The organism is Enterobacter sp. MGH 33, assembly GCF_000534535.1.
GTDB lineage: Bacteria > Pseudomonadota > Gammaproteobacteria > Enterobacterales > Enterobacteriaceae > Enterobacter > Enterobacter hormaechei_C.
Window position 1 is genome coordinate 3236271 of record NZ_KI973212.1, and the last position, 26187, is coordinate 3262457.

24 protein-coding genes are annotated in these 26187 nt (G+C 51.0%); 8 read left to right on the forward strand and 16 right to left on the reverse strand.

Annotation, left to right across the window (positions count from 1 at the left end):
* The 7 genes from hisD to hisIE are packed head-to-tail and all read left to right on the forward strand — an operon-like array spanning position 1 to position 6117.
* On the forward strand, positions 1-1305 hold the full coding sequence (gene hisD, locus L379_RS08895; RefSeq protein ID WP_032654188.1) for a histidinol dehydrogenase: 1305 nt from the start codon (positions 1-3) through the stop codon (positions 1303-1305).
* Entirely contained in the window at positions 1302-2363 is a 1062-nt protein-coding gene (gene hisC / locus L379_RS08890; protein WP_032103469.1) for a histidinol-phosphate transaminase, read from the forward strand. Before hisD ends, hisC begins: the two co-directional genes overlap by 4 nt.
* Positions 2360-3427 carry a bifunctional histidinol-phosphatase/imidazoleglycerol-phosphate dehydratase HisB gene (gene hisB, locus L379_RS08885; protein ID WP_032654190.1) on the forward strand — a complete coding sequence of 356 codons (1068 nt, stop codon included), beginning with the start codon at positions 2360-2362 and terminating at the stop codon, positions 3425-3427. Before hisC ends, hisB begins: the two co-directional genes overlap by 4 nt.
* Positions 3427-4017: an imidazole glycerol phosphate synthase subunit HisH gene (gene hisH, locus L379_RS08880; protein ID WP_032654193.1), complete on the forward strand. Its 591-nt coding sequence runs from the start codon at positions 3427-3429 to the stop codon at positions 4015-4017. Before hisB ends, hisH begins: the two co-directional genes overlap by 1 nt.
* Positions 4017-4754: a 1-(5-phosphoribosyl)-5-[(5-phosphoribosylamino)methylideneamino]imidazole-4-carboxamide isomerase gene (gene hisA, locus L379_RS08875; protein WP_032654196.1), complete on the forward strand. Its 738-nt coding sequence runs from the start codon at positions 4017-4019 to the stop codon at positions 4752-4754. The genes hisH and hisA overlap by 1 nt, the downstream gene beginning before the upstream one ends.
* Positions 4736-5512: an imidazole glycerol phosphate synthase subunit HisF gene (hisF, locus tag L379_RS08870; RefSeq protein WP_017693104.1), complete on the forward strand. Its 777-nt coding sequence runs from the start codon at positions 4736-4738 to the stop codon at positions 5510-5512. Before hisA ends, hisF begins: the two co-directional genes overlap by 19 nt.
* On the forward strand, positions 5506-6117 hold the full coding sequence (gene hisIE, locus L379_RS08865; RefSeq protein WP_017693103.1) for a bifunctional phosphoribosyl-AMP cyclohydrolase/phosphoribosyl-ATP diphosphatase HisIE: 612 nt from the start codon (positions 5506-5508) through the stop codon (positions 6115-6117). Before hisF ends, hisIE begins: the two co-directional genes overlap by 7 nt.
* Before the next feature lie 38 nt (positions 6118-6155).
* On the opposite strand, the gene wzzB is transcribed toward hisIE, so the two are convergent.
* The gene (wzzB, locus tag L379_RS08860; RefSeq protein WP_017693102.1) at positions 6156-7136 is read right to left on the reverse strand and encodes an LPS O-antigen chain length determinant protein WzzB; all 981 of its coding nucleotides are present in this window, start codon (positions 7134-7136) and stop codon (positions 6156-6158) included.
* 191 nt (positions 7137-7327) lie between these two features.
* On the opposite strand from wzzB, the gene L379_RS08855 reads away from it, so the two are divergent.
* Entirely contained in the window at positions 7328-8332 is a 1005-nt protein-coding gene (locus L379_RS08855) for an NAD-dependent epimerase (RefSeq protein ID WP_017693101.1), read from the forward strand.
* A 49-nt stretch (positions 8333-8381) separates the two neighbouring features.
* Here the strand turns inward: L379_RS08855 and ugd are convergent, their stop codons facing one another.
* The 15 genes from ugd to wcaJ form a co-directional block, all read right to left on the reverse strand.
* Complete coding sequence (ugd, locus tag L379_RS08850) at positions 8382-9548, reverse strand: UDP-glucose 6-dehydrogenase (RefSeq protein ID WP_017693100.1); 1167 nt, start codon at positions 9546-9548, stop codon at positions 8382-8384.
* Positions 9549-9787: 239 nt separating this feature from the next.
* On the reverse strand, positions 9788-10669 hold the full coding sequence (rfbA, locus tag L379_RS08845) for a glucose-1-phosphate thymidylyltransferase RfbA (protein ID WP_017693099.1): 882 nt from the start codon (positions 10667-10669) through the stop codon (positions 9788-9790).
* Positions 10670-11755 (reverse strand): dTDP-glucose 4,6-dehydratase, encoded by a 1086-nt coding sequence (rfbB, locus tag L379_RS08840; RefSeq protein ID WP_017693098.1) that lies wholly within the window; start codon positions 11753-11755, stop codon positions 10670-10672. It lies immediately after the preceding gene.
* Positions 11756-11844: 89 nt separating this feature from the next.
* Positions 11845-13251: an NADP-dependent phosphogluconate dehydrogenase gene (gndA, locus tag L379_RS08835; RefSeq protein WP_032654199.1), complete on the reverse strand. Its 1407-nt coding sequence runs from the start codon at positions 13249-13251 to the stop codon at positions 11845-11847.
* A 173-nt stretch (positions 13252-13424) separates the two neighbouring features.
* On the reverse strand, positions 13425-13892 hold the full coding sequence (gene pssE / locus L379_RS08830) for a PssE/Cps14G family polysaccharide biosynthesis glycosyltransferase (protein ID WP_017693096.1): 468 nt from the start codon (positions 13890-13892) through the stop codon (positions 13425-13427).
* On the reverse strand, positions 13889-14389 hold the full coding sequence (pssD, locus tag L379_RS08825) for a PssD/Cps14F family polysaccharide biosynthesis glycosyltransferase (RefSeq protein ID WP_017693095.1): 501 nt from the start codon (positions 14387-14389) through the stop codon (positions 13889-13891). The genes pssE and pssD overlap by 4 nt, the downstream gene beginning before the upstream one ends.
* Positions 14373-15593: a hypothetical protein gene (locus tag L379_RS08820; RefSeq protein WP_017693094.1), complete on the reverse strand. Its 1221-nt coding sequence runs from the start codon at positions 15591-15593 to the stop codon at positions 14373-14375. The genes pssD and L379_RS08820 overlap by 17 nt, the downstream gene beginning before the upstream one ends.
* Positions 15584-16645, reverse strand: a complete 1062-nt coding sequence (locus L379_RS0124165) for a glycosyltransferase family 4 protein (protein ID WP_228100606.1) — start codon at positions 16643-16645, stop codon at positions 15584-15586. Before L379_RS0124165 ends, L379_RS08820 begins: the two co-directional genes overlap by 10 nt.
* Entirely contained in the window at positions 16623-17897 is a 1275-nt protein-coding gene (locus L379_RS08815; protein WP_017693092.1) for a WzyE family oligosaccharide polymerase, read from the reverse strand. The genes L379_RS0124165 and L379_RS08815 overlap by 23 nt, the downstream gene beginning before the upstream one ends.
* Positions 17898-18231: 334 nt before the next feature.
* Positions 18232-19128: a GalU regulator GalF gene (gene galF, locus L379_RS08810; RefSeq protein ID WP_017693091.1), complete on the reverse strand. Its 897-nt coding sequence runs from the start codon at positions 19126-19128 to the stop codon at positions 18232-18234.
* Between the two features lie 174 nt (positions 19129-19302).
* Positions 19303-20694 (reverse strand): colanic acid biosynthesis protein WcaM, encoded by a 1392-nt coding sequence (gene wcaM, locus L379_RS08805; protein WP_032654200.1) that lies wholly within the window; start codon positions 20692-20694, stop codon positions 19303-19305.
* A gap of 12 nt (positions 20695-20706) precedes the next feature.
* Entirely contained in the window at positions 20707-21927 is a 1221-nt protein-coding gene (wcaL, locus tag L379_RS08800; protein ID WP_017383280.1) for a colanic acid biosynthesis glycosyltransferase WcaL, read from the reverse strand.
* Positions 21924-23204, reverse strand: coding sequence for a colanic acid biosynthesis pyruvyl transferase WcaK (gene wcaK / locus L379_RS08795; protein WP_032654201.1), 1281 nt, complete (start codon positions 23202-23204; stop codon positions 21924-21926). The genes wcaL and wcaK overlap by 4 nt, the downstream gene beginning before the upstream one ends.
* Before the next feature lie 15 nt (positions 23205-23219).
* Positions 23220-24698, reverse strand: coding sequence for a colanic acid undecaprenyl disphosphate flippase WzxC (wzxC, locus tag L379_RS08790; protein WP_015572379.1), 1479 nt, complete (start codon positions 24696-24698; stop codon positions 23220-23222).
* Position 24699: 1 nt separating this feature from the next.
* The gene (wcaJ, locus tag L379_RS08785) at positions 24700-26094 is read right to left on the reverse strand and encodes an undecaprenyl-phosphate glucose phosphotransferase (protein ID WP_006811236.1); all 1395 of its coding nucleotides are present in this window, start codon (positions 26092-26094) and stop codon (positions 24700-24702) included.
* Positions 26095-26187 lie beyond the last annotated feature (93 nt).

Here is a 26187-nt window from a genome sequence, read left to right on the forward strand (position 1 = left end):
ATGAGCTTTAACACAATCATCGACTGGAATACCTGTAGCGACGCGCAACAGCGCGAGTTGCTGATGCGCCCGGCAATTTCCGCCTCGGAGAGCATCACCCGCACCGTGGCGGAGATCCTCGATAACGTCAAAGCCCGCGGGGACGATGCGCTGCGCGAGTACAGCGCGAAGTTTGATAAAACTGAGGTCGACGCGTTACAGGTTACCGAGCAGGAAATCATTGATGCCAGCAATCGTCTGGGTGATGACATCAAACAGGCGATGGCCGTCGCGGTGAAAAATATTGATACCTTCCACACCGCGCAGAAATTGCAGGCGGTGGATGTGGAAACCCTGCCCGGCGTACGCTGCCAGCAGGTGACACGCCCGGTGGCGTCCGTCGGCCTCTATATTCCCGGCGGCTCTGCCCCGCTGTTTTCGACCGTCCTGATGCTGGCCACCCCGGCACGTATTGCCGGTTGTCAGAAGGTGGTGCTCTGCTCTCCGCCACCGATCGCCGACGAGATCCTGTACGCGGCGAAGCTGTGCGGCGTGCAGGCGATCTATAAAGTGGGCGGTGCGCAGGCGATTTCTGCCCTGGCGTTCGGAACAGTATCCATTCCTAAGGTCGACAAAATCTTTGGCCCGGGCAATGCCTACGTGACCGAAGCGAAGCGTCAGGTCAGCCAGCGTCTGGACGGCGCGGCGATTGATATGCCTGCCGGTCCGTCTGAAGTGCTGGTGATTGCCGACAGCGGCGCTACACCGGATTTCGTGGCCTCTGACCTGCTCTCGCAGGCCGAGCACGGCCCTGACTCGCAGGTGATTTTACTGACGCCAGATGCCGACATGGCAAAACGCGTGGGCGACGCCGTTGAGCGTCAGCTGGCTGACCTGCCGCGGGCGGAAACGGCGCGTCAGGCGCTATCCGCCAGCCGCCTGATTGTGGCCCGCGATCTTGACCAGTGCATCGCCATCTCCAACCAGTACGGTCCTGAGCACCTGATTATTCAGACCCGCAACGCGCGCGAACTGGTCGACTGCATAACCAGCGCAGGCTCGGTGTTCCTCGGCGACTGGTCACCGGAATCCGCCGGGGATTACGCCTCCGGCACCAACCACGTGCTGCCGACGTATGGCTATACCTCAACCTGCTCCAGCCTGGGGCTGGCGGATTTCCAGAAGCGCATGACCGTGCAGGAACTCTCCCGCGAGGGATTTGCCTCGCTGGCGTCGACCATTGAAACCCTGGCCGCCGCCGAGCGCCTGACTGCCCACAAAAATGCCGTGACGCTGCGCGTTGCCGCCCTGAAGGAGCAAGCATGAACATCGAAGAATTAGCCCGCGAAAATGTCCGTCGCCTGACGCCCTATCAGTCTGCGCGTCGTCTGGGCGGGAACGGCGACGTCTGGCTGAATGCCAATGAATATCCCACGGCGGTGGCCTTTGAGCTTTCGCAGCAGACGCTGAACCGCTACCCGGAGTGTCAGCCGAAAGCGGTGATCGAGAACTATGCCCAGTATGCAGGCGTGAAGCCTGAGCAGGTGCTGGTCAGCCGTGGGGCGGATGAAGGGATTGAGCTGCTGATCCGCGCCTTCTGTGAGCCGGGTAAAGACGCGGTGATGTACTGCCAGCCCACCTACGGGATGTATAGCGTCAGCGCCGAAACCTTTGGCGTGGCCTGCCGCAACGTGCAGGCGCTCGACAACTGGCAGCTGGATTTGCAGGGCATCGCCGATAACCTCGACGGCGTGAAGGTGGTGTTTGTCTGTAGCCCGAACAACCCCACCGGGCAGATTATTCATCCGCAGGATATCCGCACCCTGCTGGAGATGACGCGCGGCAAGGCGCTGGTCGTCGCTGATGAAGCCTATATTGAGTTCTGCCCGCAGGCGACGCTGACAGGCTGGCTTGAGGAGTATCCGCATCTCGTTGTGCTGCGTACCCTTTCCAAAGCCTTCGCCCTCGCCGGCCTTCGCTGTGGATTTACGCTGGCGAATAAAGCGGTTATCGACCTGCTGCTGAAAGTGATCGCCCCGTATCCGCTCTCAACGCCGGTTGCCGATATTGCGGCACAGGCGCTGGCCCCGCAGGGCATCAGCGCGATGCGCGAGCGTGTGGCGCAGATCCTGGAAGAGCGTCAGTATCTTGTCGATGCCCTTAAAACGATTCCGTGCGTGGAGCAGGTGTTCGACTCGGAAACCAATTACATCCTGGTGCGCTTCACCGCCTCAAGCGCGATATTTAAATCGTTGTGGGATCAGGGCATTATCTTACGAGACCAGAATAAACAACCTACCCTGAGCGGCTGCCTGCGTATTACCGTCGGCACCCGTGCAGAGAGCCAGCGCGTGATTGACGCCCTGAAAGCGGAGAAAGTATGAGTCAGAAGTATCTCTTTATCGATCGTGACGGCACCATCATCTCGGAGCCACCCAGCGATTTTCAGGTCGATCGTTTCGACAAGCTGGCCTTTGAACCCGATGTGATCCCGGTGCTGCTGAAGCTTCAGAAAGCAGGCTATAAGCTGGTGATGATCACCAACCAGGACGGTCTGGGCACCGACAGCTTCCCGCAGGCGGACTTTGACGGCCCGCACAACCTGATGATGCAGGTGCTGACCTCGCAGGGTATCGCCTTTGACGAGGTGCTGATCTGCCCGCATATGCCTGCCGACGAGTGCGACTGCCGCAAGCCAAAAGTGAAGCTTGTTGAACGTTATCTGGCGGAAGAGGCGCTGGATAAAAGCAACAGCTATGTGATCGGCGATCGCGTCACGGATATCACGCTGGCGGACAACATGGGCATTGCGGGCCTGCGCTATAACCGCGACACGCTAAACTGGGCGATGATTGGCGAGCAGCTCACCCGACGCGACCGCTATTCCCACGTTGAACGCAACACCAAAGAGACGCAGATCGACGTGAAGGTCTGGCTCGACCGCGAAGGCGGCAGCAAGATCCACACCGGCGTCGGTTTCTTTGACCACATGCTGGATCAAATCGCCACTCACGGCGGCTTCCGCATGGAGATCACCGTTAAGGGCGACCTGTATATCGACGATCACCACACCGTGGAAGATACCGGCCTGGCGCTGGGCGAAGCCCTGAAGCTGGCGCTCGGCGACAAGCGCGGTATCAACCGCTTCGGCTTTGTTCTGCCGATGGACGAGTGCCTGGCGCGCTGCGCGATGGATATCTCCGGGCGTCCGCACCTTGAATACAAAGCCGACTTTACCTACCAGCGCGTGGGCGATCTCAGCACCGAGATGGTGGAACACTTCTTCCGCTCGCTTTCTTACACCATGGGCCTGACGCTGCACCTGAAAACCAAAGGCAAAAACGATCACCACCGCGTCGAGAGCCTGTTCAAAGCCTTTGGCCGTACCCTGCGCCAGGCGATCCGCGTGGAAGGTGACGCCCTGCCCTCGTCGAAAGGAGTGCTGTAATGAACGTGGTGATTCTGGATACCGGATGCGCCAATCTGAACTCCGTAAAGTCGGCGATTATGCGCCACGGCTACGAGCCGGTGGTGAGCCGCGACCCGGACGTGGTACTGCGCGCGGATAAACTCTTTCTGCCGGGCGTTGGCACCGCCCAGGCGGCGATGGATCAGATCCATGAGCGCGAGCTGGTAGATCTCATCAAAGCCTGTACTCAACCGGTGCTGGGCATTTGCCTCGGCATGCAGCTGCTTGGCCGCCGCAGCGAAGAGAGCAACGGCGTTGATCTGCTGGGCATTATTGAAGAAGACGTGCCGAAAATGACCGACCACGGCCTGCCGCTGCCGCACATGGGCTGGAACCGCGTTTATCCGAAGGCGGGCAACAGGCTGTTCCAGGGTATTGACGACGGCGCGTACTTCTATTTCGTTCACAGCTACGCCATGCCCGTGAATGCCTACACCATCGCCCAGTGCAATTACGGCGAGGCGTTCACCGCCGCCGTGCAGAAAGATAACTTTTACGGCGTGCAGTTTCACCCGGAACGCTCCGGCGCCGCCGGTGCGCAACTGCTGAAAAATTTCCTGGAGATGTGATGATAATTCCCGCTTTAGATTTAATTGACGGCACGGTTGTTCGTCTCCACCAGGGCGATTACGGGCAGCAGCGCGACTACGGCAACGACCCGCTGCCGCGGTTACAGGCTTACGCCGCCGAGGGCGCTGAGGTGTTGCACCTGGTCGATCTGACCGGCGCGAAAGATCCGGCCAAACGCCAGATCCCACTGCTTAAAACACTGGTGGCTGGCGTGGACGTCCCGGTGCAGGTGGGCGGCGGCGTGCGTACGGAAGCCGATGTTGCCGCCTTACTGGACGCGGGCGTGGCGCGCGTGGTAGTGGGTTCGACCGCTGTGAAAGATCCTGAGACGGTCAAGGGCTGGTTCCGCCGCTTCGGTGCGGATGCGCTGGTGCTGGCGCTGGATGTGCGCATTGACGCGCAGGGTAACAAACAGGTCGCGGTCAGCGGCTGGCAGGAAAACTCCGGCGTAACGTTGGAAGAGCTGGTCGGGATGTATCTTCCGGTAGGGCTGAAGCACGTCCTGTGCACGGATATTTCACGCGATGGTACGCTCGCAGGCTCTAACGTCTCGCTGTATGAAGAGGTTTGCGCGCGTTATCCGCAGGTAGCGTTTCAGTCCTCTGGCGGTATCGGCGACCTGGCGGATATCGCCGCTCTGCGCGGAACCGGTGTACGTGGCGTGATCGTGGGTCGCGCGCTGCTGGAAGGCAAATTTACGGTGAAGGAGGCGATTCAATGCTGGCAAAACGGATAATTCCCTGCCTGGACGTGCGTGATGGTCAGGTTGTAAAAGGCGTGCAGTTCCGCAACCACGAGATCATTGGCGACATCGTTCCGCTGGCAAAACGCTATGCCGAAGAAGGCGCAGACGAACTGGTATTTTACGATATCACCGCCTCCAGCGATGGCCGCGTGGTGGACAAAAGCTGGGTGGCGCGCGTGGCAGAGGTGATTGATATTCCCTTCTGCGTGGCGGGCGGGATTAAATCTGCTGACGATGCGGCGAAAATTCTCTCTTTCGGTGCGGACAAAATTTCGATTAACTCCCCTGCGCTTGCAGATCCGGAGCTGATTACGCGTCTGGCGGACCGCTTTGGCGTGCAGTGCATTGTCGTGGGGATCGACACCTGGTTTGATACCGCGACGGGCAAATATCACGTCAACCAGTACACCGGCGATGAAAGCCGCACGCGCGTCACACAATGGGAGACGCTGGACTGGGTGCAGGAAGTACAAAAACGCGGTGCGGGTGAAATCGTGCTGAACATGATGAACCAGGACGGCGTACGCAACGGTTACGACCTCGAGCAGCTGAAAAAAGTGCGCACGGTCTGCCACGTTCCGCTGATTGCCTCCGGCGGCGCGGGCACCATGGAACACTTCCTTGAAGCCTTCCGCGATGCGAACGTAGACGGCGCGCTGGCCGCTTCCGTGTTCCACAGACAGATTATCAATATTGGTGAGTTAAAAACGTACCTGGCCGACCAGGGCGTGGAGATCAGGGTATGTTAACAGAGCAACAACAGGCGCAGCTGGACTGGGAAAAAACTGACGGATTACTGCCGGTGGTTGTACAGCATGCCGTTTCAGGCGAAGTGCTGATGCTGGGATACATGAACCAGGAGGCACTGGCAAAAACGATCGACAGCGGCAAGGTGACGTTTTTCTCGCGCACCAAACAGCGCCTGTGGACGAAAGGGGAAACCTCGGGCCACTTCCTGAACGTGGTCAGCATTACGCCAGACTGCGACAATGACACCCTGCTGGTGCTGGTCAACCCGATTGGCCCGACCTGTCACAAAGGCACCAGCAGCTGCTTTGGCGAGGCGAGCCACCAGTGGCTGTTCCTCTATCAGCTGGAACAGCTGCTGGCAGAGCGTAAATCAGCGGATCCCGAGAGCTCGTACACGGCGAAGCTGTACGCCAGCGGCACCAAACGTATTGCGCAGAAAGTGGGTGAGGAAGGCGTTGAAACGGCGCTGGCGGCCACCGTACATGACCGTGAGGAGCTGACGAACGAAGCGTCGGATTTGATGTATCACCTGCTGGTGCTGCTTCAGGATCAGGAACTGGATTTAACGACGGTGATTGAGAATTTGCGGAAACGACATAAATAAAAAAAGACCGGGGAGACCCGGTCTTTTTTGTGTGTAAATCAGGCTCTTGGCTTGTAGTTTCTCAGCGCGTTACGGCCGAGGACGACAGCAGAACCGATAATTCCGCCGAGCAGTACGGCAAGGATGAGGGTAATAGCAATTTTCGGGCTGTCGCGTCGGATAGGCAGGTTCGGCTTCATGACGTAACGATAGACGTGAATAGTGTCTGGGTTAACGTTGAGGTTCTGAATATCCAGTAAATTTTGTTTGGTTTGGTAGTAAGCGCCTGAGAAGACCAGCGGGCGAGACGCTTCGTTATCAACCATTGACTTGAGCGCTACGGTACCCAACAGGAACATGGTTTCCTGAGTAACATCCTGAGTCTGTTGAAGCTGCGGAGTGGTGATCTTAGCGGCTTCTGCGTTCTTCAGCGCCTCAGTAATCTGCTTGATGCGTAGATCTTTCTGCTCCTGAGCAACTTTCTCCTGATTCTGGAGGGAGTCGTTCAGGGTTGTGATCTGCTGCTTGAGGTTATCTCTGAGATCAAGCGTCAGTTCTTTTGCCGTCTGCTCGTCAACCTGCTGAATGTACTGAGCTAATTGCTTTTGAGCTGCTTCAGCGGATTCGCCCTGATAGCTTACGGTTAAAGGCAAACTTTGTCCTTTAACGGTAGGCTCAATAGTCAGTTTTTCCGGATCTTCCTGATTCTCCAGCGCCTGAGCTAATGCCGAGAAGGAGGAATTGAAACGTCCAATAGCACGATTCTGAATGTCTAACATGGAGGGAGCTGCCCCGCCATAGAGGATATTCAATGCATTGGAATAGGTGGCGATTTGTGCCGCATCAGGCTGGGCTATGATGGCTGATGACGTCCATTTCTCTTTGGCTACAGTGATGTAAACGCCAGCAAGAACGATAAAAGCAGCAATAAAAGCCCCTATTACCCACTTACCACGCCACAGCTGTAGCATTACATCAAGTAAATCAATTTGCTCCGGGTCATTGTTACGTGCGACCAGGTTATTGTTGTTTTGCGTCATACAATCCCTAACAGATGAAAAAGGGCAAAAATAATCTTGTTTCCATAGTGTATCTGTTGCTGGGGATTTTTCTATAAGAATCCGATGAGTTATATCGGAAAGATGGGTTATGTAAGTTAAAGGCGACGCGCTATCATAGTTGGATTCTGATGTCTGGGGCATCAATAAGAACACTGTAAATGAGGGAAGCTATGAAATTTCTGGTAACGGGCGCGGCGGGCTTTATCGGTTCTCATGTCAGCAAGCGCCTGCTTGATGCAGGGCATGAAGTTGTTGGGCTTGATAATCTGAATGATTACTATGACCCTAACCTCAAACTCGCTCGCCTTGAACTGCTTAAATCCGAGAGTTTCACCTTCCACAAGCTGGACTTAGCGGACTGCGAGGGCATGGCTGCGCTCTTCGCCAATGAGAAATTTGACCGCGTAATCCATCTTGCCGCACAGGCGGGTGTCCGTTACTCGCTGGAAAACCCGCATGCCTACGCTGATGCAAACCTGGTAGGTCACCTGAACGTGCTGGAAGGCTGTCGCCACAATAAGGTTCAGCATCTTCTGTATGCGTCATCCAGTTCTGTTTACGGCCTCAACCGTAAGATGCCGTTTTCTACTGACGACTCCGTAGACCATCCGGTTTCCCTGTATGCGGCAACCAAAAAAGCCAATGAGTTGATGTCGCATACCTATTCGCATCTGTACAATCTGCCGACCACTGGCCTGCGCTTCTTTACCGTCTATGGCCCATGGGGGCGCCCGGACATGGCGCTGTTTAAATTCACCAAAGCCATGATTGAAGGCAACAGCATCGACGTATACAACTACGGCAAGATGAAGCGCGACTTCACCTATATCGATGATATTGCGGAGGCGATTATTCGCCTACAAGACGTCATTCCTCAGGCCGATGCCGACTGGACAGTCGAAACCGGTTCGCCAGCAACCAGCTCTGCCCCGTATCGCGTGTATAACATCGGCAACAGTTCACCTGTCGAACTGATGGATTACATCACCGCGCTTGAAGAGGCGCTGGGCAAGGAAGCGGTGAAAAATATGATGCCGATCCAGCCGGGGGACGTGCTGGAGACCAGTGCGGACACCAAAGCGCTGTATGACGTTATTGGGTTTAAACCACAAACCTCAGTCCAAGAAGGCGTGAAAAACTTCGTCGACTGGTACCGCAACTTCTATAACGTTTAAAAACAAAAAACCCGGCAGATTGCCGGGTTTTTTTATATCACGATTTTAATCAGTCGCTGCCGAACAAATCGCGGGTATAGACTTTATCTTTCACGTCCGCCAGCTCTTCCGCCATACGGTTGGAGATAATTACATCCGCTTCTTTCTTAAACGCATCCAGATCGCGGATCACACGCGAATGGAAGAACTCATCTTCCTGCATCGCCGGTTCATAAATAATGACCTGTACGCCCTTCGCCTTAATACGCTTCATGATCCCCTGAATGGAAGAAGCGCGGAAGTTATCGGAACCGCTCTTCATGATCAGGCGATACACGCCCACCACTTTCGGCTGACGCGCGAGAATGGAATCCGAGATGAAGTCTTTACGCGTGCGGTTGGCATCCACAATGGCGGAAATCAGGTTGTTCGGCACCGCCTGATAGTTAGCCAGCAGCTGCTTGGTATCTTTTGGCAGACAGTAACCACCGTAACCGAAGGACGGGTTGTTGTAATGGTTACCGATACGTGGGTCAAGACACACGCCCTCGATGATCTGACGGGTGTTTAGACCTAAGCTCTCGGCATAGCTGTCAAGTTCGTTGAAGTAAGCCACACGCATCGCCAGATAGGTATTGGCGAAAAGCTTAATGGCCTCTGCCTCGGTGGAATCTGTGAACAGCACCGGAATATCTTTTTTGATTGCGCCTTCCTGAAGCAACGCAGCAAAACGCTCCGCACGCTCGGAACGCTCGCCAATCACGATACGGGATGGGTGCAGGTTATCGTATAACGCCCTGCCCTCGCGGAGAAATTCCGGCGAGAAGAAGACATTATCAATACCCAACTCTTCTTTAATCGATTTGGTGAAACCCACTGGAATTGTCGACTTGATGATCATCACTGCGTTCGGGTTGATTGCCGTAACGTCTTTAATCACCGCTTCAACGGTAGAGGTATTGAAGTAGTTGGTTTTAGGATCATAGTCGGTTGGCGTGGCGATGATGACGAAATCCGCATCGCGGTAAGCATCTTCTTTGTCCGTGGTAGCGCGGAAGTTCAGCGGTTTGGTCGCGAGGTATTCTTCAATCTCTTTATCGACGATCGGGGACTTCTTCTGGTTAAGCAGGTCCACTTTTGCCTGCACGATATCCAGCGCAACCACTTCATGGTTTTGTGCAATCAGAATACCGTTTGAGAGACCAACATAGCCTGTTCCGGAGATAGTTATTTTCATTTGTTTGACTTCTACACGTTTGAGTTTTTGATGACCATAACACAGTCACCACAATGATTAACTAAGCGTTTTTTATCGCTAACCTTCATTCGCTGTCAAGGTTTCAGGTTTTTTGAAAAATGTTTTTGCTGAACAAAAAGACCTGTCGTTACACTAAGCAAAGTACCTGTTTTACAGCGACAATAAGACGTTAAAGGGCAGTCGAGAGTAAGCAGAGGAAAACTGCTTACTTCGTCAAATCAGACTAATCCCTTGGTCAGATTCAGCAGATACTGACCATACCCGGTCTTTTTCAATGGTTCAGCGAGTACCCGAAGTTGTTCGGCATCAATAAAACCTCGTCGGAACGCAATCTCTTCAGGACATGAAACTTTTAGCCCCTGTCGCTCTTCAATTGTGGCGATAAAATTGCTTGCCTCGATCATACTCTGATGCGTTCCGGTATCCAGCCAGGCATAGCCGCGTCTCATCATCGCGACAGACAATCGTCCCTGCTGCATATAGATGCGGTTGATGTCGGTAATTTCGAGTTCACCTCGCTCGGACGGCGTTAAGCTTTTGGCCATCTCAATCACATCGTTGTCGTAAAAATAAAGACCGGTTATTGCGTAATTACTCTTGGGTTGCTGAGGCTTCTCCTCAAGGCCAATTGCAGTACCGTCTTTATCAAACTCAACGACGCCATAGCGTTCCGGGTCGCTGACATGATAGGCGAATACGGTCGCACCCTCTTGCTGGCTTGCTGCGCCTTCAAGCAGTCTGGGGAGATCGTGTCCGTAGAAAATATTATCGCCTAATACCAGCGCACAATTATCCTCACCGATAAACTCTTCACCCAGAATAAAAGCTTGTGCCAGTCCATCAGGACTTGGTTGCACTTTGTACTGGATATGCAATCCCCACTGGCTACCGTTCCCGAGCAGTTGTTCAAAACGCGGAGTGTCCTGAGGCGTGCTGATAATCAGAATATCCCGTATACCTGCCAGCATAAGCGTAGAGAGCGGATAATAGATCATTGGCTTATCGTAAATTGGCAACAATTGCTTGCTTACGGCCATAGTCACGGGATAAAGACGTGTACCCGATCCGCCAGCTAATATAATCCCTTTACGTTTCGTCATTTACTTACGCTCCCCATAATTTTGCTCAATCCAGCTCTTATAGGCGCCGCTTTTTACATTCGATACCCACTCCTGGTTATTCAAATACCATTCAACCGTTTTACGGATGCCACTTTCAAACGTTTCCACAGGAGTCCATCCAAGCTCGTCGCTAATTTTATGAGCATCAATTGCATAACGTCTGTCGTGACCTGGTCGGTCCGCGACATAAGTAATTTGTGCGCGATAGGATGTTTCTTTCGGTACCATTTCATCGAGCAGATCACAAATGGTCTGAACAACTTCAATATTTTTCTTCTCGTTATGACCGCCAATATTATAGGTTTCTCCCGGCTTACCCGTGGTCAGAACCGTATACAGTGCACGAGCATGGTCTTCAACGTATAACCAGTCACGGATTTGATCGCCCTTACCGTAAATCGGCAATGGTTTATTATCCAGCGCATTAAGGATAACAAGAGGAATCAGCTTTTCAGGAAAGTGGTATGGGCCATAATTATTCGAACAATTTGTCACAATCCCGGGTAAACCATAGGTGCGTATCCAGGCTCGAACTAAATGGTCGCTGGACGCTTTTGACGCTGAGTAAGGGCTGCTTGGCTGGTACGCTGTTTTCTCAGTAAACAGCGGTAACGGGGTGGAGTCATAATGTTCATCGGGATGAGGCAGATCGCCGTAAACCTCATCAGTTGAAATGTGATGGAAACGGAAAGTAGATTTTGCTGCCTCATCCAGTGAAGACCAGTAAGCACGGCTTGTTTCTAACAGGATATAGGTGCCAACAATATTGGTTTCAATAAACGCAGCGGGACCGGTAATAGAACGGTCGACATGGCTCTCGGCAGCCAGGTGCATTATCGCATCAGGCTGATGGGTAGCAAAAATACGCGCCATTGCCTCTTTATCACATATATCGGCATGCTCAAAAACATAGCGTTCGCTATCGCTTACTTCACGCAAGGATTCCAGATTACCGGCATAGGTCAATTTATCAACGTTAACAACGCTATCCCGAGTATTGCTAATAATATGTCGGATAACCGCGGAACCGATAAAACCGGCACCGCCAGTAACTAGAATTTTCACGCAATCTATTCCATTAAACAGTAGGTGGATCGGGCAAGATAAAAAAGCCCGGTATCTCTACCGGGCTTGATGGCATGGCTAACCGTATATTAATCCAGCCATTCGGTGTGGAACACACCTTCTTTATCCGTACGCTTATAGGTATGCGCACCGAAGTAGTCACGCTGTGCCTGAATCAGGTTCGCTGGCAGAACGGCAGCGCGATAGCTGTCGTAATATGCCACCGCAGCGGAGAAGGTCGGAACCGGGATACCATTCTGCACCGCGTACGCAACAACATCACGCAGCGCCTGCTGATATTCGTCAGCAATTTGTTTGAAGTAAGGCGCCAGCAGAAGGTTTGCGATACCCGCATTCTCAGCGTAGGCATCGGTGATTTTTTGCAGGAACTGAGCGCGAATGATACAGCCGGCACGGAAGATCTTCGCAATCTCGCCGTAGTTCAGATCCCAGTTATTCTCGTCAGATGCCGCGCGCAGCTGAGAGAAGCCCTGCGCGTAAGAGACGATTTTACCCAGATACAGCGCGCGACGGACTTTCTCAACGAACTCTGCTTTATCACCAGCGGGTTTGGCCTTCGGGCCAGACAGCACTTTAGATGCTGCAACGCGCTGCTCTTTCAGAGAAGAGATATAACGTGCGAAGACGGATTCGGTGATCAGGGACAACGGCTCACCCAGATCCAGAGAGCTCTGGCTGGTCCATTTACCGGTACCTTTGTTAGCGGCTTCATCCAGAATCACATCAACCAGGTATTTACCCTCTTCATCTTTCTTGGTGAAGATATCTTTGGTGATGTCGATCAGGTAGCTGTTCAGCTCGCCTTTATTCCACTCGGTGAAGGTCTCTGCGAGCTCCTCGTTGGAGAGGTTCAGGCCGCCTTTCAGCAGAGAGTAAGCTTCAGCAATCAGCTGCATGTCGCCATATTCAATGCCGTTGTGAACCATTTTCACATAATGACCAGCACCATCAGGACCGATATAGGTCACGCACGGCTCGCCATCTTCAGCTACGGCTGCGATTTTGGTCAGGATTGGCGCAACCAGTTCGTAAGCTTCTTTCTGTCCACCAGGCATGATAGATGGACCTTTCAGAGCGCCCTCTTCACCGCCGGATACGCCGGTACCAATGAAGTTGAAGCCTTCAGCAGACAGTTCACGGTTACGACGAATGGTGTCGTGGAAGAAGGTGTTGCCGCCATCGATAATGATGTCGCCTTTATCCAGATACGGTTTCAGTGAATCGATAGCTGCATCGGTACCTGCGCCCGCTTTCACCATTAACAGGATACGACGAGGTGTTTCCAGAGACTCAACGAACTCTTTAACCGTATAGAAAGGAACCAGTTTTTTGCCTGGATTCTCAGCGATGACTTCTTCGGTCTTATCACGGGAGCGGTTGAAAACGGAGACGGTATAACCACGGCTTTCGATGTTGAGCGCCAGGTTGCGCCCCATCACTGCCATACCGACAACGCCGATCTGTTGCTTGGACATTACATACTCCTGTCAGGTGTGGTCGCCGCGAATGATAGCGGCTTGGGAATCACTTCTCATGACTCTAAACAATACTAAAGTCGTTATCAAATAATTTCACAAAGCATTAACTATTTTTTATGATCAAAAGTTACCTGCAAATATTATTAAATGGCTTTAGCGATCGAGTACTATCACGCGTTATTTATATGGTCAATAAACTCATCATTCTTGAAAAATCGCACTAATTCAAATTTCTTGGGCTGGAATGAACTTGCATTAATGATTAGATTTTCGAGATCTTCGATATCCCAACAAATCATTGCAAATTCCTTTTCCCCCATATATTTAGCAATGTCAGACTGATGTTTATCCAAACGATCTAAATTTGGGGCAATGATGATTTTTTTCTCGTGATCTAAAAGAGAAAATATTGATCCAGCGCCTGCATGACTGATTACAAGATCATAATGAGAATATTCGTTCTCAATAGATTGAATAAATTCAACTTCCTTGTAATTTTCTGTTTCAGGGTTTGACAGGCCATTCGCCTTTTGGCACATAAAAAAATTGTTGGCCATATGTGGAAGCGCTGAAATTGATGCAATCTGCTTGATAAGTTTATCAAACCGAGTGGTGCCTACGGTCACTAAAATTTTCATAGCACTCCGGAAAATTTGGCTTTTTTATACTGTTTTAAAAGCGTCTTGTGCTGCACATAAAACTCATCCGCAATTAAAGACATGATTCTACCAGTGAAGGACTTCGTTTCGAATCTGGACCATGTTTCGAGATGAATTATTTTTGCACCAACAATATATTTAAAATAAAAAGCGGGAATAAGAGCTACACCGGGTCCCGTTGAAACGACTACTTTTATTCGATGAGTTTTATGAATCTGTAAACAGACCTTGATCTGATGTAACTGATTGAAGCGAAGCACACTAGTGAACGTTGAATATTTATTTCTAAATTCACGAGTGACATAATGCTTATCAGACCATTCTTCCTTAATTTTATAATCTGAGAGACTGATTTTATTTTTATTTATTTCTCCACCAATTCTTTTCATCAATCTGTTCATCTGGGCTCGGTGTCCTCCCTCGCCGTAAATGAATAAAGCACTATCCTCTATGTTCATGTTAAACTGCTTCTCCATTCTTAAAAGCCGTCCTGATCAGGATTCTAAAATAAGCGTATCTGATTAAATATAAAACCATCAGGAATAAAGACATTAATGGGATAAGATATATCACCGAAATACTAATGAAGTATTGCCATACCAAAAACAATGACAGAACCACAATAAATACAAAAAAGTTGAATATCAGTGAGATTTTTTCTTTACCAAGGAATAATATTATATTTGACTGAACTAGTGATAGTTGCGAAGAGAGAGTAAAAAGCATTACAGGCACGACGATTGCCAGTATTTCATTAAAGGTTACATAGGAAAGCGATAATTTAACATAAAAGATTAGTGGCAGGATACTACCAAAGCATACAAGCGCTGATATGATGATAACTTTTTTATTTATCGCAAGATAAACTTTTTCTTCTTTTGATTTAGCACACTCCACTAACTCTCGATAAAAGTAGTTCATGTATGCACGTGAGAAGACAGATATAATTCCAATTATGCTAATTGTGAGACCCAGTACCGACATTGATTCATCGGGAAGTAACTCACGGGAAAAGTAAGGTAATAGAAAAACGATCCCTGTAGAAATGAGCCCCACGAAGCCAACATTTAGGGAGAATTTCCAATCTAGCCCATTGAAAGCCTTGCTATCAGATACGGTTATCCACGCTCGCTTAACATATATGTAGTAAATAATTTGGTTAATTATTGTCGCGATAAAGTAAGCAAGGAAGAAAATATCAAGAGGTTTTAAAGAGACAAGATGCAGTTTGCACAGCAGCATTCCTGCCGCAAAAAGAACCAGCGCTAGCAAATCATAAATTAAGCCAGGTAGTGCCTTTTTATAATAAATATAATAATAACGATAGATTTGGTTGATAGCCAGGCATGCAAGAGAGCCAGCGAATATTAAGGTGTCAATTAAATTTAAGTCTAGTGTTGGAGTCGCCAGTGCTAAGGTAATAACCGAGGCTGCTGCAATACTAAGGAGTAAAACGTAATTAAAGTATTTCATGCTCACTTCAGAGCCATCTTTAATGAGCGTTGTACCAAGTCCCTGACCGAGGAATATCACTGCAACAGTTAAGAATGAATAATAAACAGCAAAGAGCGCAATGTCTTTTTGGACAAACACAAGAGTCAATAAAAAGAAGATTATAACCCTTGCTGCTCCAGAAGATACAGTATATCCAAGCCAAATTAATTTATTAATTACAAACATTTAAACGCCTCAAGCAGCTTCGTTTGCGCTATTTCTTTCGTATAGCTGTTTAAGACCGTTTGCTTAGCCTGGTGAGACATCGCTTGAAGCGTTTGTGGTGACATCTTGAGCATTTGCTCAATTTTAATTTTATAGTGTCCGTCCTCGTAAACAATAAAACCATTTTGGTTATTATCGATGAACTCGTTGAAAGAGGGGATATTACTTAGAAGTGGAATCATCCCCATAGCCATCGCCTCCAAAGGAACCAGTCCAAGGCTTTCACTTTCTGAAGGATAGATTAGTACATCATGTTCCTGAAAAATTTCAGCCAAGCGAACGTGCCCTACAGCAGGCGAAAATTCAATATTTGGTAAATGAGCTGCACTTTTCACTAACGAACCCAGCTCTGGACCATCCCCAACAATAGTTAAGTGAATTTTACTTTTATCATCGTCGGACAGGTTTTCAATTGCCTGTATTGCCAGATCCACACGTTTACTCTTGATGAGTCGTCCAGCAAAAAGGAGTTTAAGCGGAGCACCGAATTCACGGTTTTTAAACGCAAAGAGTTGGGTATCAACGCCGCCAGAAGGGCTTATTGCACATTTAACTTCATCGAGTTGATATTCATTTTTGGTAAATTCCAGATAAGACTTTGAAGGAAACACTATTTTTACCGCATTTTTCAACGCATTAGAAACAATTGCCTTCTTAACACGAAAGAACATTCCACTGGTTCCGTTGAGCCGCTTAACGTCACCGCCGTGTACGTGCACCACAATTTTTTTTCTTCTGACGCAATTGCCCATTTTTACCGGCAGATAGCAATGAGACGCATAATGCAAATAAAGACAATCACTTTTGGTCAAAAGAACTTTAACCAAAATAGAGATATAAAAAACAAGATAGTTATAAATTTTAGTAACTTTGCTTTTTGAGATTTTATTAAGAACACATAATTCAATATCATGTCCATTATTACGGAGCGAATCAGCTGCGTTTTTAACGAACCCGCCCAGATGTGGCGTATCCGAACCGGGATACATATTACTTATGAGCAAAATTTTCATTCGAAGGCCTTTTCAATAGACTACCAACTATCGTGCTAATCGCTTTAATGATCATTACACATAAAAAGAATTTAAATGAGATATACATAAACACTTCTAAACCGTCACGCACCCAGAAGAAGCAGTAGCCAATGCAGGTTATAAATGTAATCTTTATCGTAATCATCCTGGTTTTTTTGGTTACTGCGTCAATGATTTTTAATGTGCTTCCAGTAATAAGTCCCCAAAGCCAAAACCAGGTTGTGCCAAACATAATAATAAAGCTACCTACTATCGTTGGTGATATGGTCAACTGCGTATCCATATTCAGGATATAGGTTGTATAAAAATAGCCGTTATTCAAAAAGTTAATCGGTTTTGACTCCCATAAAAAACGAGGAACAATAATCGCAAACTCATTGAAGAAGGTTGAAAAATACTGAATATTACCTGTTTTATCAATATATTCAATAATATCTTTGATTGCATAAATCGGAGAGAAAGAATCTAAAGCGAATGAAATCATGACTGATGAGCCAGACAGAAGCATACTGATCACATCATCAAGACTGGATCCATAACGCAGAGCACCCAATACAATTAAAGCTACACAGCAACATGCTGATAGTATAGCTATTTCATTTATACGGAGTACTTTTTTCTCATAGGCAAAATAAGTTATAGCAAGAACTGCCGCGCCCATTACATTTCTTGAGCCGCCTATAACGTAGTAATAAACAGAACCACAGAAAATAGCCAATGCGGTTGCCAATATAAAACGTAATTTAGTAGGTTTACGAAGAAAGAACACAATCGAGGAAGGAACAAATGCGTACATTAAAATAATTGACAGGCCGCCACCCGAATTCTGTTCAAGACGAGCTTCGTAACCACCACCAAATGCGACCCCATTATTTTTCACATAAATCATCAAAGCAAAAATGTATAAAACCAGACCACAAACGACAAATATTTTTGAGTTAATACTTCTGAACCATGAATTAGACAAATCATCTGAATGATTATACCGAGAGGACACTTTTATTGGTGTTATAAAATATGACAAATGGATTGCGAATAAACTTAAGAATGAGAACCAAAATACCTGAGTATATCCCTCCTCTAGCGGAATACCCTGTATCCAGACAGATAGATAATATACAAAATTCACCACGAAGTAAAAAATAGTAAAAACGCGAATATATACGCCTTTTATAAAGTATATGGTGCAAATAATATATAAAAGAGGAAGTAAAAAATACAGAGATGCCATCAATCTGCCTTTAGGTAAAATATTAGCATTACTAATAAAGGGAATGAGCCACAACGCTCAATATGGTCGGGCCACGCTACCGCCCTTGGCTCCTAAGCTACCAACATGCTTATATTCTATAACAAATTTTTGAACGCCGAATACGCAGGTCCGGTTCATAAAAATATGCGGATAATTGTCTGACGTATCTCACTTAGAAACAAGCAAAAAGTTATAGACTATCGTACTAAGACTCGCTCTTATCTGTGTCAGAAACATTAAAAGGTGGTAGCGTTCTATCCATTCCGAACGCTTACCACCTTAGATCAATACTTTGCGGGAGTATACCGAAGGTTTAGTGCTCTTTAAGCAGCTTCTCAATCCGGCTTCTGAACTTCGCCCCTTCCTTCAGGTTACGCAGGCCATAGTTCACAAACGCCTGCATATACCCCATTTTCTTACCGCAGTCATAGCTGTCGCCGGTCATCAGCATCGCATCAACCGACTGCTTCTTCGCCAGCTCAGCAATCGCATCGGTCAGCTGGATACGATCCCAGGCGCCCGGCTCGGTTTTTTCCAGCTCAGCCCAGATATCCGCATTCAGCACATAACGGCCGACTGCCATCAGGTCAGAGTCCAGGCTCTGCGGCTGATCGGGTTTTTCGATAAACTCAACGATCCGGCTCACCTGCCCTTCCGTCTCCAGTGGCTCTTTGGTCTGAATAACGGAATACTCAGAGAGATCGCCCTTCATACGTTTCGCCAGCACCTGGCTGCGGCCCGTCTCGTTGAAGCGAGCGACCATTGCCGCCAGGTTGTAACGCAGCGGATCGGCGGAAGCGGTATCAATAATGATGTCCGGCAGAACCACGATGAACGGGTTATCACCCACCACCGGGCGCGCGCAGAGGATTGAGTGCCCCAGACCCAGCGGCTGCGCCTGACGCACGTTCATGATGGTCACGCCAGGAGGACAGATAGACTGAACTTCTGCCAGAAGCTGGCGCTTAACGCGCTGCTCAAGCAGCGCCTCGAGTTCATAAGAGGTGTCGAAGTGGTTCTCAACGGCATTCTTCGAAGAGTGCGTCACCAGAACGATTTCTTTGATCCCCGCAGCAACAATCTCGTCGACGATGTACTGAATCATCGGCTTGTCAACGATCGGCAGCATCTCTTTAGGAATGGCCTTTGTGGCGGGCAACATATGCATGCCCAAACCCGCTACCGGTATGACTGCTTTCAAATTAATCATTATTTCTTCCACCTTAAAATGGTTGACGAATTATAGCTTTTAAACCTGTTTTCGCCAGCATGTTTTGCCGTAAATATGAAGTAATCCTAGGTCACCCCACCACAAATTACAGTAGTTGTAATCTGAATAGATCGCGATTCCATACCAGGAATAGTCGCAAAATAGGCTATAGGATTACCTGTGCGGCAGCGCAAAATTCAACCGTTCCGTATTCACCACGTGTTGATCGACCCGATCAATATCCACCGAACTCTGCCCCTTTTCATTAACCGCTTTTATGTTCGCGAGCGACAACAGCGTCTCGTTTTTGGCCATAAACTTCCCACGCACGTCTTTGCGCAAGTCGAAGTTCATCTTAAGCGCTGGTCCCGTCGCTGACTCCTGCATCACGTTGATATTACGCAAGAAAAGGTGCTGTGGCTTGTTGTGCAGCTCAAGCGTTGCCCGCTGCATGTTGACGTTGGTGATGGCAACAAACGAGGTGGCATTGCCGGAAGAAATCTGTATCCCGCGCAGCTTATAGGCAAGCTGTCGGTTATCCAGGCGAATATCGTTAAGTTTGAAGTTTTGCGGTATCGACAGATAATCGCCCTTGATCACGCCATACCCGATTAACATTCCGGCGCTGTTCACCATATCGATATTATCAATAACGAAATTATCACAGCCATAAATAGCTACCGTCGCGTTATCAATTCCGGCCTTTTTACTGAAGTCGGGAGTAATATTGCTGGCCTTGATATTACGGATCACAAAGTGTTTACCGTTTTCAACATGGACCAACTGCCGACAGTTGCTGCCTGTGATATTTGCCACCACGAAGTTTTTAACGGTCTGCTGTTCCGGATAGTCATTGTCGTACGTGCTGCCAGCCAGCCCAATGCCTATCCCCCAGTTGATCTTGCCGTTTGTGCAGTTGATGTTATCGATCACGTGGTCAGAGATCAGGATATTGCGGTCGTTAATCGCCACGTTCCACTCAATCGCGTCACCCTGCAAATGGCTGAATTTACTGTTGGTTATGCGCGCACCGTCCACCTGATTATGAAAACCCTGGCGCAGAATGGCGTAGTTGGCCTGGCTCACGGCAATGCGATCGATAAGCAGGTTACGCATCACTCTCGGCTTTTTACCGCCGATGTAGATCTGGGTGACGGGGCCGAAGCCGCTCATTGCCAGCCCTTTAATGACACAGTCGGAGCCACGCACGTCCAGCGTAATGTTATGCGTGCGCCCCTCTCCTTCTCCAATGACCTTACAGCCTTCCTGGAGCACAAACCGCCCGCGGCCGTTGCCCTTCAGCGCACCGCGGATCAGCAGGGTTTTGCCATCAGGAATGAAAATGCCGGTATTGATGTTTTCACAGGTTAACCCGGCGGGAACAACAACGGTATCGCCCTCGGTAAATGCCTGCTTAAAGGCGGCGATCCAGTCGTTATTGTTGTAGCGATCGACAGAAACCGTCTTCCCGGTTGCCGCCCGCACAGCGCGGGGCGACAGCAGTGGCATGGCAGCCAGGACGGATAAAGAAGAGACAAATCGGCGTCGGGTAATCTTTTTCAGCATACAACCTCAGCGTTACAGCGTTTGCAGCAGGCTCGCTAACTGGCGATTAATCACCTGCTGATTAAATTCTGCTTCAACTTTTTGCCGCGCATTTTGCAGCACAGGGATCAGCGTCTGCTGATCGATATCACTGAACGCAGCCAGACGATCCGCCAGCGCCAGCGCATTGTTTTCAGGGACCAGCCAGCCGGAATGCTCAGAGGTGATCAGCTCCGGGATACCGCTGTGCAGGGTCGAGACCACCGGAATGCCGACCGCCATCGCCTCCATCAGCGCCACGGGAATGCCTTCCATATCGCCGTCGGCGCCGGTTACGGAAGGCAGCAGGAACACATCCGCATCATCAAGCATGGCTTTCACTTCGTGGCTCGGCTTGAAGCCCGGCATCTCGACCACGTCTTCCAGCTGATACTGTTCAATCAGCGTGCGCAGGCGACGCTCCCACGGCCCGATACCCAGGATGCGGTAGTGGAAGTCCACTCCGCGCGCCTTCAGCTGACGACAGGCTTCGATGGCTACGTGCAGCCCTTTCTTTTCGGTCAGGCGGGCAACAGAGATAATTTGCAGCGGCTTGCCCGGCACCTTAACCGGTCGCTGGGTGAAGCGTTCCATGTCCACGCCCATGCGTGAAACGGTGATTTTCTCGCTCGGGCACCCCATGGTTTTCAGGCGTCCGGCCCACAGGTTGCTTATCGGCAGCATCATGTCGCCGCGGCGAAACAGCTGCTGATATTCCGGCGTGTAGTGGTTCAGTACTTCCCGGCTGGAGATGTCGATACCGTGGAAAATGGTTGCGATTTTGCCGTCAATTACCCCCAGCTCACGCAGTTTTGCCGCCGTTACGCCCGCCGGGCCAAAGTGGGCGATAAAGACATCGGCCCGGTACGGCTGGGCCGTTTGCCCGCAAATGGCGGAAAGGATCAGGTTGCGGGCCTCCGCCCCATAGCGCGACATATTCAGCGCCCGCCACGTCGAGGCGCGATGAAGGCCGCGCAGCGTCTGGCTGGCGCGATGGCGCAGTTTGTTCATTCGTCCGGTGGGTTCATCCTGCAACCAGCGGGTTTTCGCCTCCAGCCCATACCGGGTATACGCCGCATGGGTGTTTTGCGTATCGCCCTTTTGCAGGGCGATAATCTCCACGTCATACCCCATATCGATAAACGCGGTGATTTGGTTCAGCACAAAGGTTTCAGACGACAGCGGAAATTTCAGTAAGAAGAAACCAACCTTCATTTCCCCTCCCGGACGCGGTCGAGTACGGATTTCACCATGCCAATACCTTTTTCGCGTTCGGCTTTTACCGCCACCGCCAGACGTTCGTTGATCGCAGGCAGCTGACCGAGCGTGTCGCCCACCATCGCACCCAGCGACCCGTCCAGCAGATGACGAATATCGACGGCCATTTCCGGCATGCCGAGCTGCTGCATAATGCCCGCGGACTTGTGCTCGTAGTTAATGGCGATGGCTGGCGTGCCGAAGTTCATCGAGATAATGGCCGAGTGCAGACGCGTGCCCACGGTCAGGTCGCAGGCGGAGAGCAGCTTGCCCATCTCCAGATCGTTCAGCTCGTCCATCACCACGTGATAGCTGGACGGGTCGTTCACCAGGTTGCGCAGGTTGAGCGCCACCATACGGTCATCTTTGTTGTAGCTGTCGATACCGGTACAGGTGGAAAGCGCCAGCACCTGGTAACCGCTGTCCAGCACGCGGTTCACCACGTCGGCAAAGGCTTTCTCGTACGCCGCCTGGGTCGTGCCGAGGCGTTTATCGAACGGCGCAAGTTCACGCAGGGTAATGGCGACGGTTTTCTGCTTTGCCGCCACGTCGAGCCAGTGCTGTACCGCGTAGCTGGCCTGGAAACTGTCATCCTGATGATCCACCAGCCAGGCGGTGTCCACACCGTGCTCCACTTTGGTGGTGTCGATTTCACTGCGTTTCATCATGTCGAGGCTGACCGATTCACGCAGGATCAGCGCGTCGCAGTGGCCGAAGACATAGTTCGCCAGCTGGTTAAACTGCGGATCCTGGAATGGCCCGACGCTGTGGCCGATCATAAACAGCGGCTTTTTCGCCATGAACGTACAAAGTGCATGCTCAAACTGCGGCACGCCGTACAGATCGACGAAGAACGAACCGCCCACCTGAATAATGGCGTCATAGCCGGACAGCAGACGAACAAAATCGGTAAAGCCCTGCGCGATGGCAATGTTGCGCAGCTTGCCGGTGTCGGTCACGCGGGAAAGCAGCACCTGATGCTGGTAGCGGCGACGCAGCACTTTCTTCACGCGCCCCATCACGCCCGCGGCGTTGTTGTGCTGTTTCATCTGGCTGTAGAGCGGATCGCCCATCACCGGGCGGTTCAGTAACCAGGATGAGCTGACCGGATAACGGCTCATCACATCCACTTCTGTCTCAGGCTTAAGGGTGTTAATTGCATCCAGTAAACCGCGCAGGATGGCGCTGTCGCCACGGTTGCCGCAGGTATGGTTGCCAAGAATAAGTAATTTCATAATGGCCTCGTAAAATTAGCCTGCGCGAAGCAGCGTTTTCATTTTTTCGTTACGGCAAAACTGGCGCTTCATCTCGACCACCAGCGCATTGCGTGACAGCACAATCATCACGGCGAACGCCAGCGCGCCTGCCGCGACCTGCACCGCAAGCAGCGCCGCCAGCGGCAGATGCCCGTTGAGCACCACGCCCAGGCCGTAGCTCACCGCAAGCGTCGGTAAGGAGAGATAGAACGGCAGCCACAGGCTGAGGATGTACTGACGGTAGCTGGAGCCCAGCACCGGTTTGATCATCACGAAGTAGCTCAGCACGGTATTGACGATTTGCACCAGCAGGAAGCCGAGCGTCACGCCAATGGCGCCCGCCATGTGGCCGCCCACAATAATTGCCGGAATAAACAGGAAGGTTTTAAACACGTTGAACTTGAAGCTGATATCCACGCGCGCCTTCGCCATCAGCAGAGAACCAATCGGGTTCCCCACCGAGCGCAGCAGCCCCACGACGCACAGCAGTTGCAGGATCGGGATGATGCTGTTCCACTTCTCGCCAAACACCAGCGGTACGAAATTGCTGGCAACCACCATCAGCCCCAGCAGCACCGGGAAGTTGATGATCCCCACGACGGAGAGCAGCTTGTAAAAGTTCACGCGCAGCTTTTCGGTATCGTCCTGAATTTTGGCGAACGCCGGGAACAGCACGCGGGTAATGATAGGGTTGAGCTTCATCGGCGGGACAACCGCGACGTTATACGCCAGGTTGTAGCCACCCGCGACGCTCGCGCCCAGAATACGCGCCAGCACCAGCGTGGAGAGGTTAGTATTCACGTAGTTGATAATGCTGTCTGCCGTCAGCCACGCGCCGAAGCGCAGGTTGGATGAAACAGACGCCAGTGAAAAATGCAGCCCCGGGCGATAAATCTTACGGCCAAAGAAGCCAAACAGCAGCGTGCGCACGGCAGAGTTAACCAGGTAGCCGAGGATGGCGGTCATCGCCAGCGGCCAGAAATGGGCGCTGACCACAGTGAAGGTAAAGCCCGCCAGTACGGCGCTGGTTTCAATCATGCCGATTTTGTTGAACTCCAGCTCCTTCTGCATCAGCGCGCGGAACTGCTGCCCGTGCGGGATCACCACGAAAGCGAACGACAGGGTGCGCATCAGCGGCGCCAGGTCCGGGTTATGCAGCACGCCGGCAATCACATCGCTCAGCAGGAACACCAGCACAAAGACGAAGATACCCAGCCCGACGTTCAGCCAGTAGAGGGTGGTCAGCTCCAGATGGCTGATCTCTTTGCGCTGGATAATGGAGTTGGCGATACCAAAGTCCGACAGCGTATCGGCCAGGGCGATAATCACCAGCGAGACGGTCAGCAGACCAAACTGGTGGTTATCGATAATGCGCGCCAGCACCGTCATCTGCACCAGGCCTAGGCCAATAATGACGATGGTGGCCATGGCTGACCATTTCGCGCCGCTGATGGTTTTTTCTCGTAAGCTCATCTTAGTACGCCGCTTTGTTCACGAAGCCTTTGAAAATGGTCAGAAAAACAATCTTGATATCGAACCAGAGGCTCCACTCGCGGATGTACTCCAGATCGAACTCGATACGTTTTTCCATTTTTTCCAGCGTGTCGGTCTCGCCGCGCCAGCCGTTGATCTGCGCCCAGCCGGTGATGCCTGGCTTCACCTTATGGCGCAGCATGTAGCCTTCAATCAGGGTGCGGTACTGCTCGTTATGGGCCACGGCGTGAGGACGAGGCCCGACGATGGACATCCCGCCGGTGAACACGTTGATGAACTGCGGCAGCTCATCGAGCGAGGTACGGCGCAGGAAGTTGCCCACGCGGGTGACGCGCGGATCGTTCTGCGTCGCCTGGGTCACCACCTTGTCGTTCTCCATCACCTTCATGGAGCGGAATTTCCACACCATGATCGGCTTACCGTCCATGCCGTAGCGGGTCTGACGGAAGATGATCGGCCCCGGCGAGCTGAGCTTCACCGCCAGCGCAATGCAGCACAGCACCGGGGAGATGAGCAGCAGGATCAGGGACGAAAGGACGATATCTTCCACGCGCTTCAGCACGCGGTTAATCCCCGACAGCGGCGTGTCGTACAGTGGAACAACCGGTACCCCGTTCACCTCTTCAATACGGGAGTGGAGAATATTGAAGGTGAAGACATCCGGGATGAGGATCACCGAGCAGGTGGTATCCGCCAGCTCGCGCATCAGTTTCTTGATGCGGGATTCATCTTTCATCTGCATGGCGATGTAGACGTTATGAATTTTGCCGGCTTTCGCATCGTCAATAAGCTGTTCGTAGTTACCTGCCCAGTCGGACGGCACGCCGCCGGGCTTCGCGTCGTGATAAATCCCGACCACTTCAAAACCTAACCACGGCTCTTTGCGGAAGCTGTCGAGCAGCACCTGCCCCACCGGCAGGTCGCCCGCCACGGCAACGAAGCGACGGTTATACCCGCGGTTGCGCAGCCAGCCCGCGCCAAAGCGGATCAGCGAGCGGCAGACCACCATGCCAATGCTGGTTAACAGATACCAGCAGAGATAGGTCACAAGACGGTTATCAAAATCATGGCTGAACGCCACCAGCCCTGCGCTGAACACCAGGCTTAAGGTCCAGTTCTGGAGCAGCAGCATCAGTTCGGTGGTCATTTTGACGCCGCGCCATGAACGATAGAAATCGGTCATGCCGCCGATCATCTGAAACACCACCAGCGCAATCAACGCCATCAGCAAGTGCATGTATAAGAACGACTGCCCGCTGACCCAACACACCGCCCACAGTCCGCCGACCATGATGGTGATATCAGAAAAACGCTGCACCATAGAGATTAACGATGCATTCGTTCTCGCTCGTTCGCGCTTTTTTAGATTTGTCATCGTTGTTCCTTTAGTTCTAAACCTTACCCCTCACCCTACCCCTCTCCCCAAACGGGAGAGGGAACTTGAACACCCTCTCCCCTTTGGGGAGAG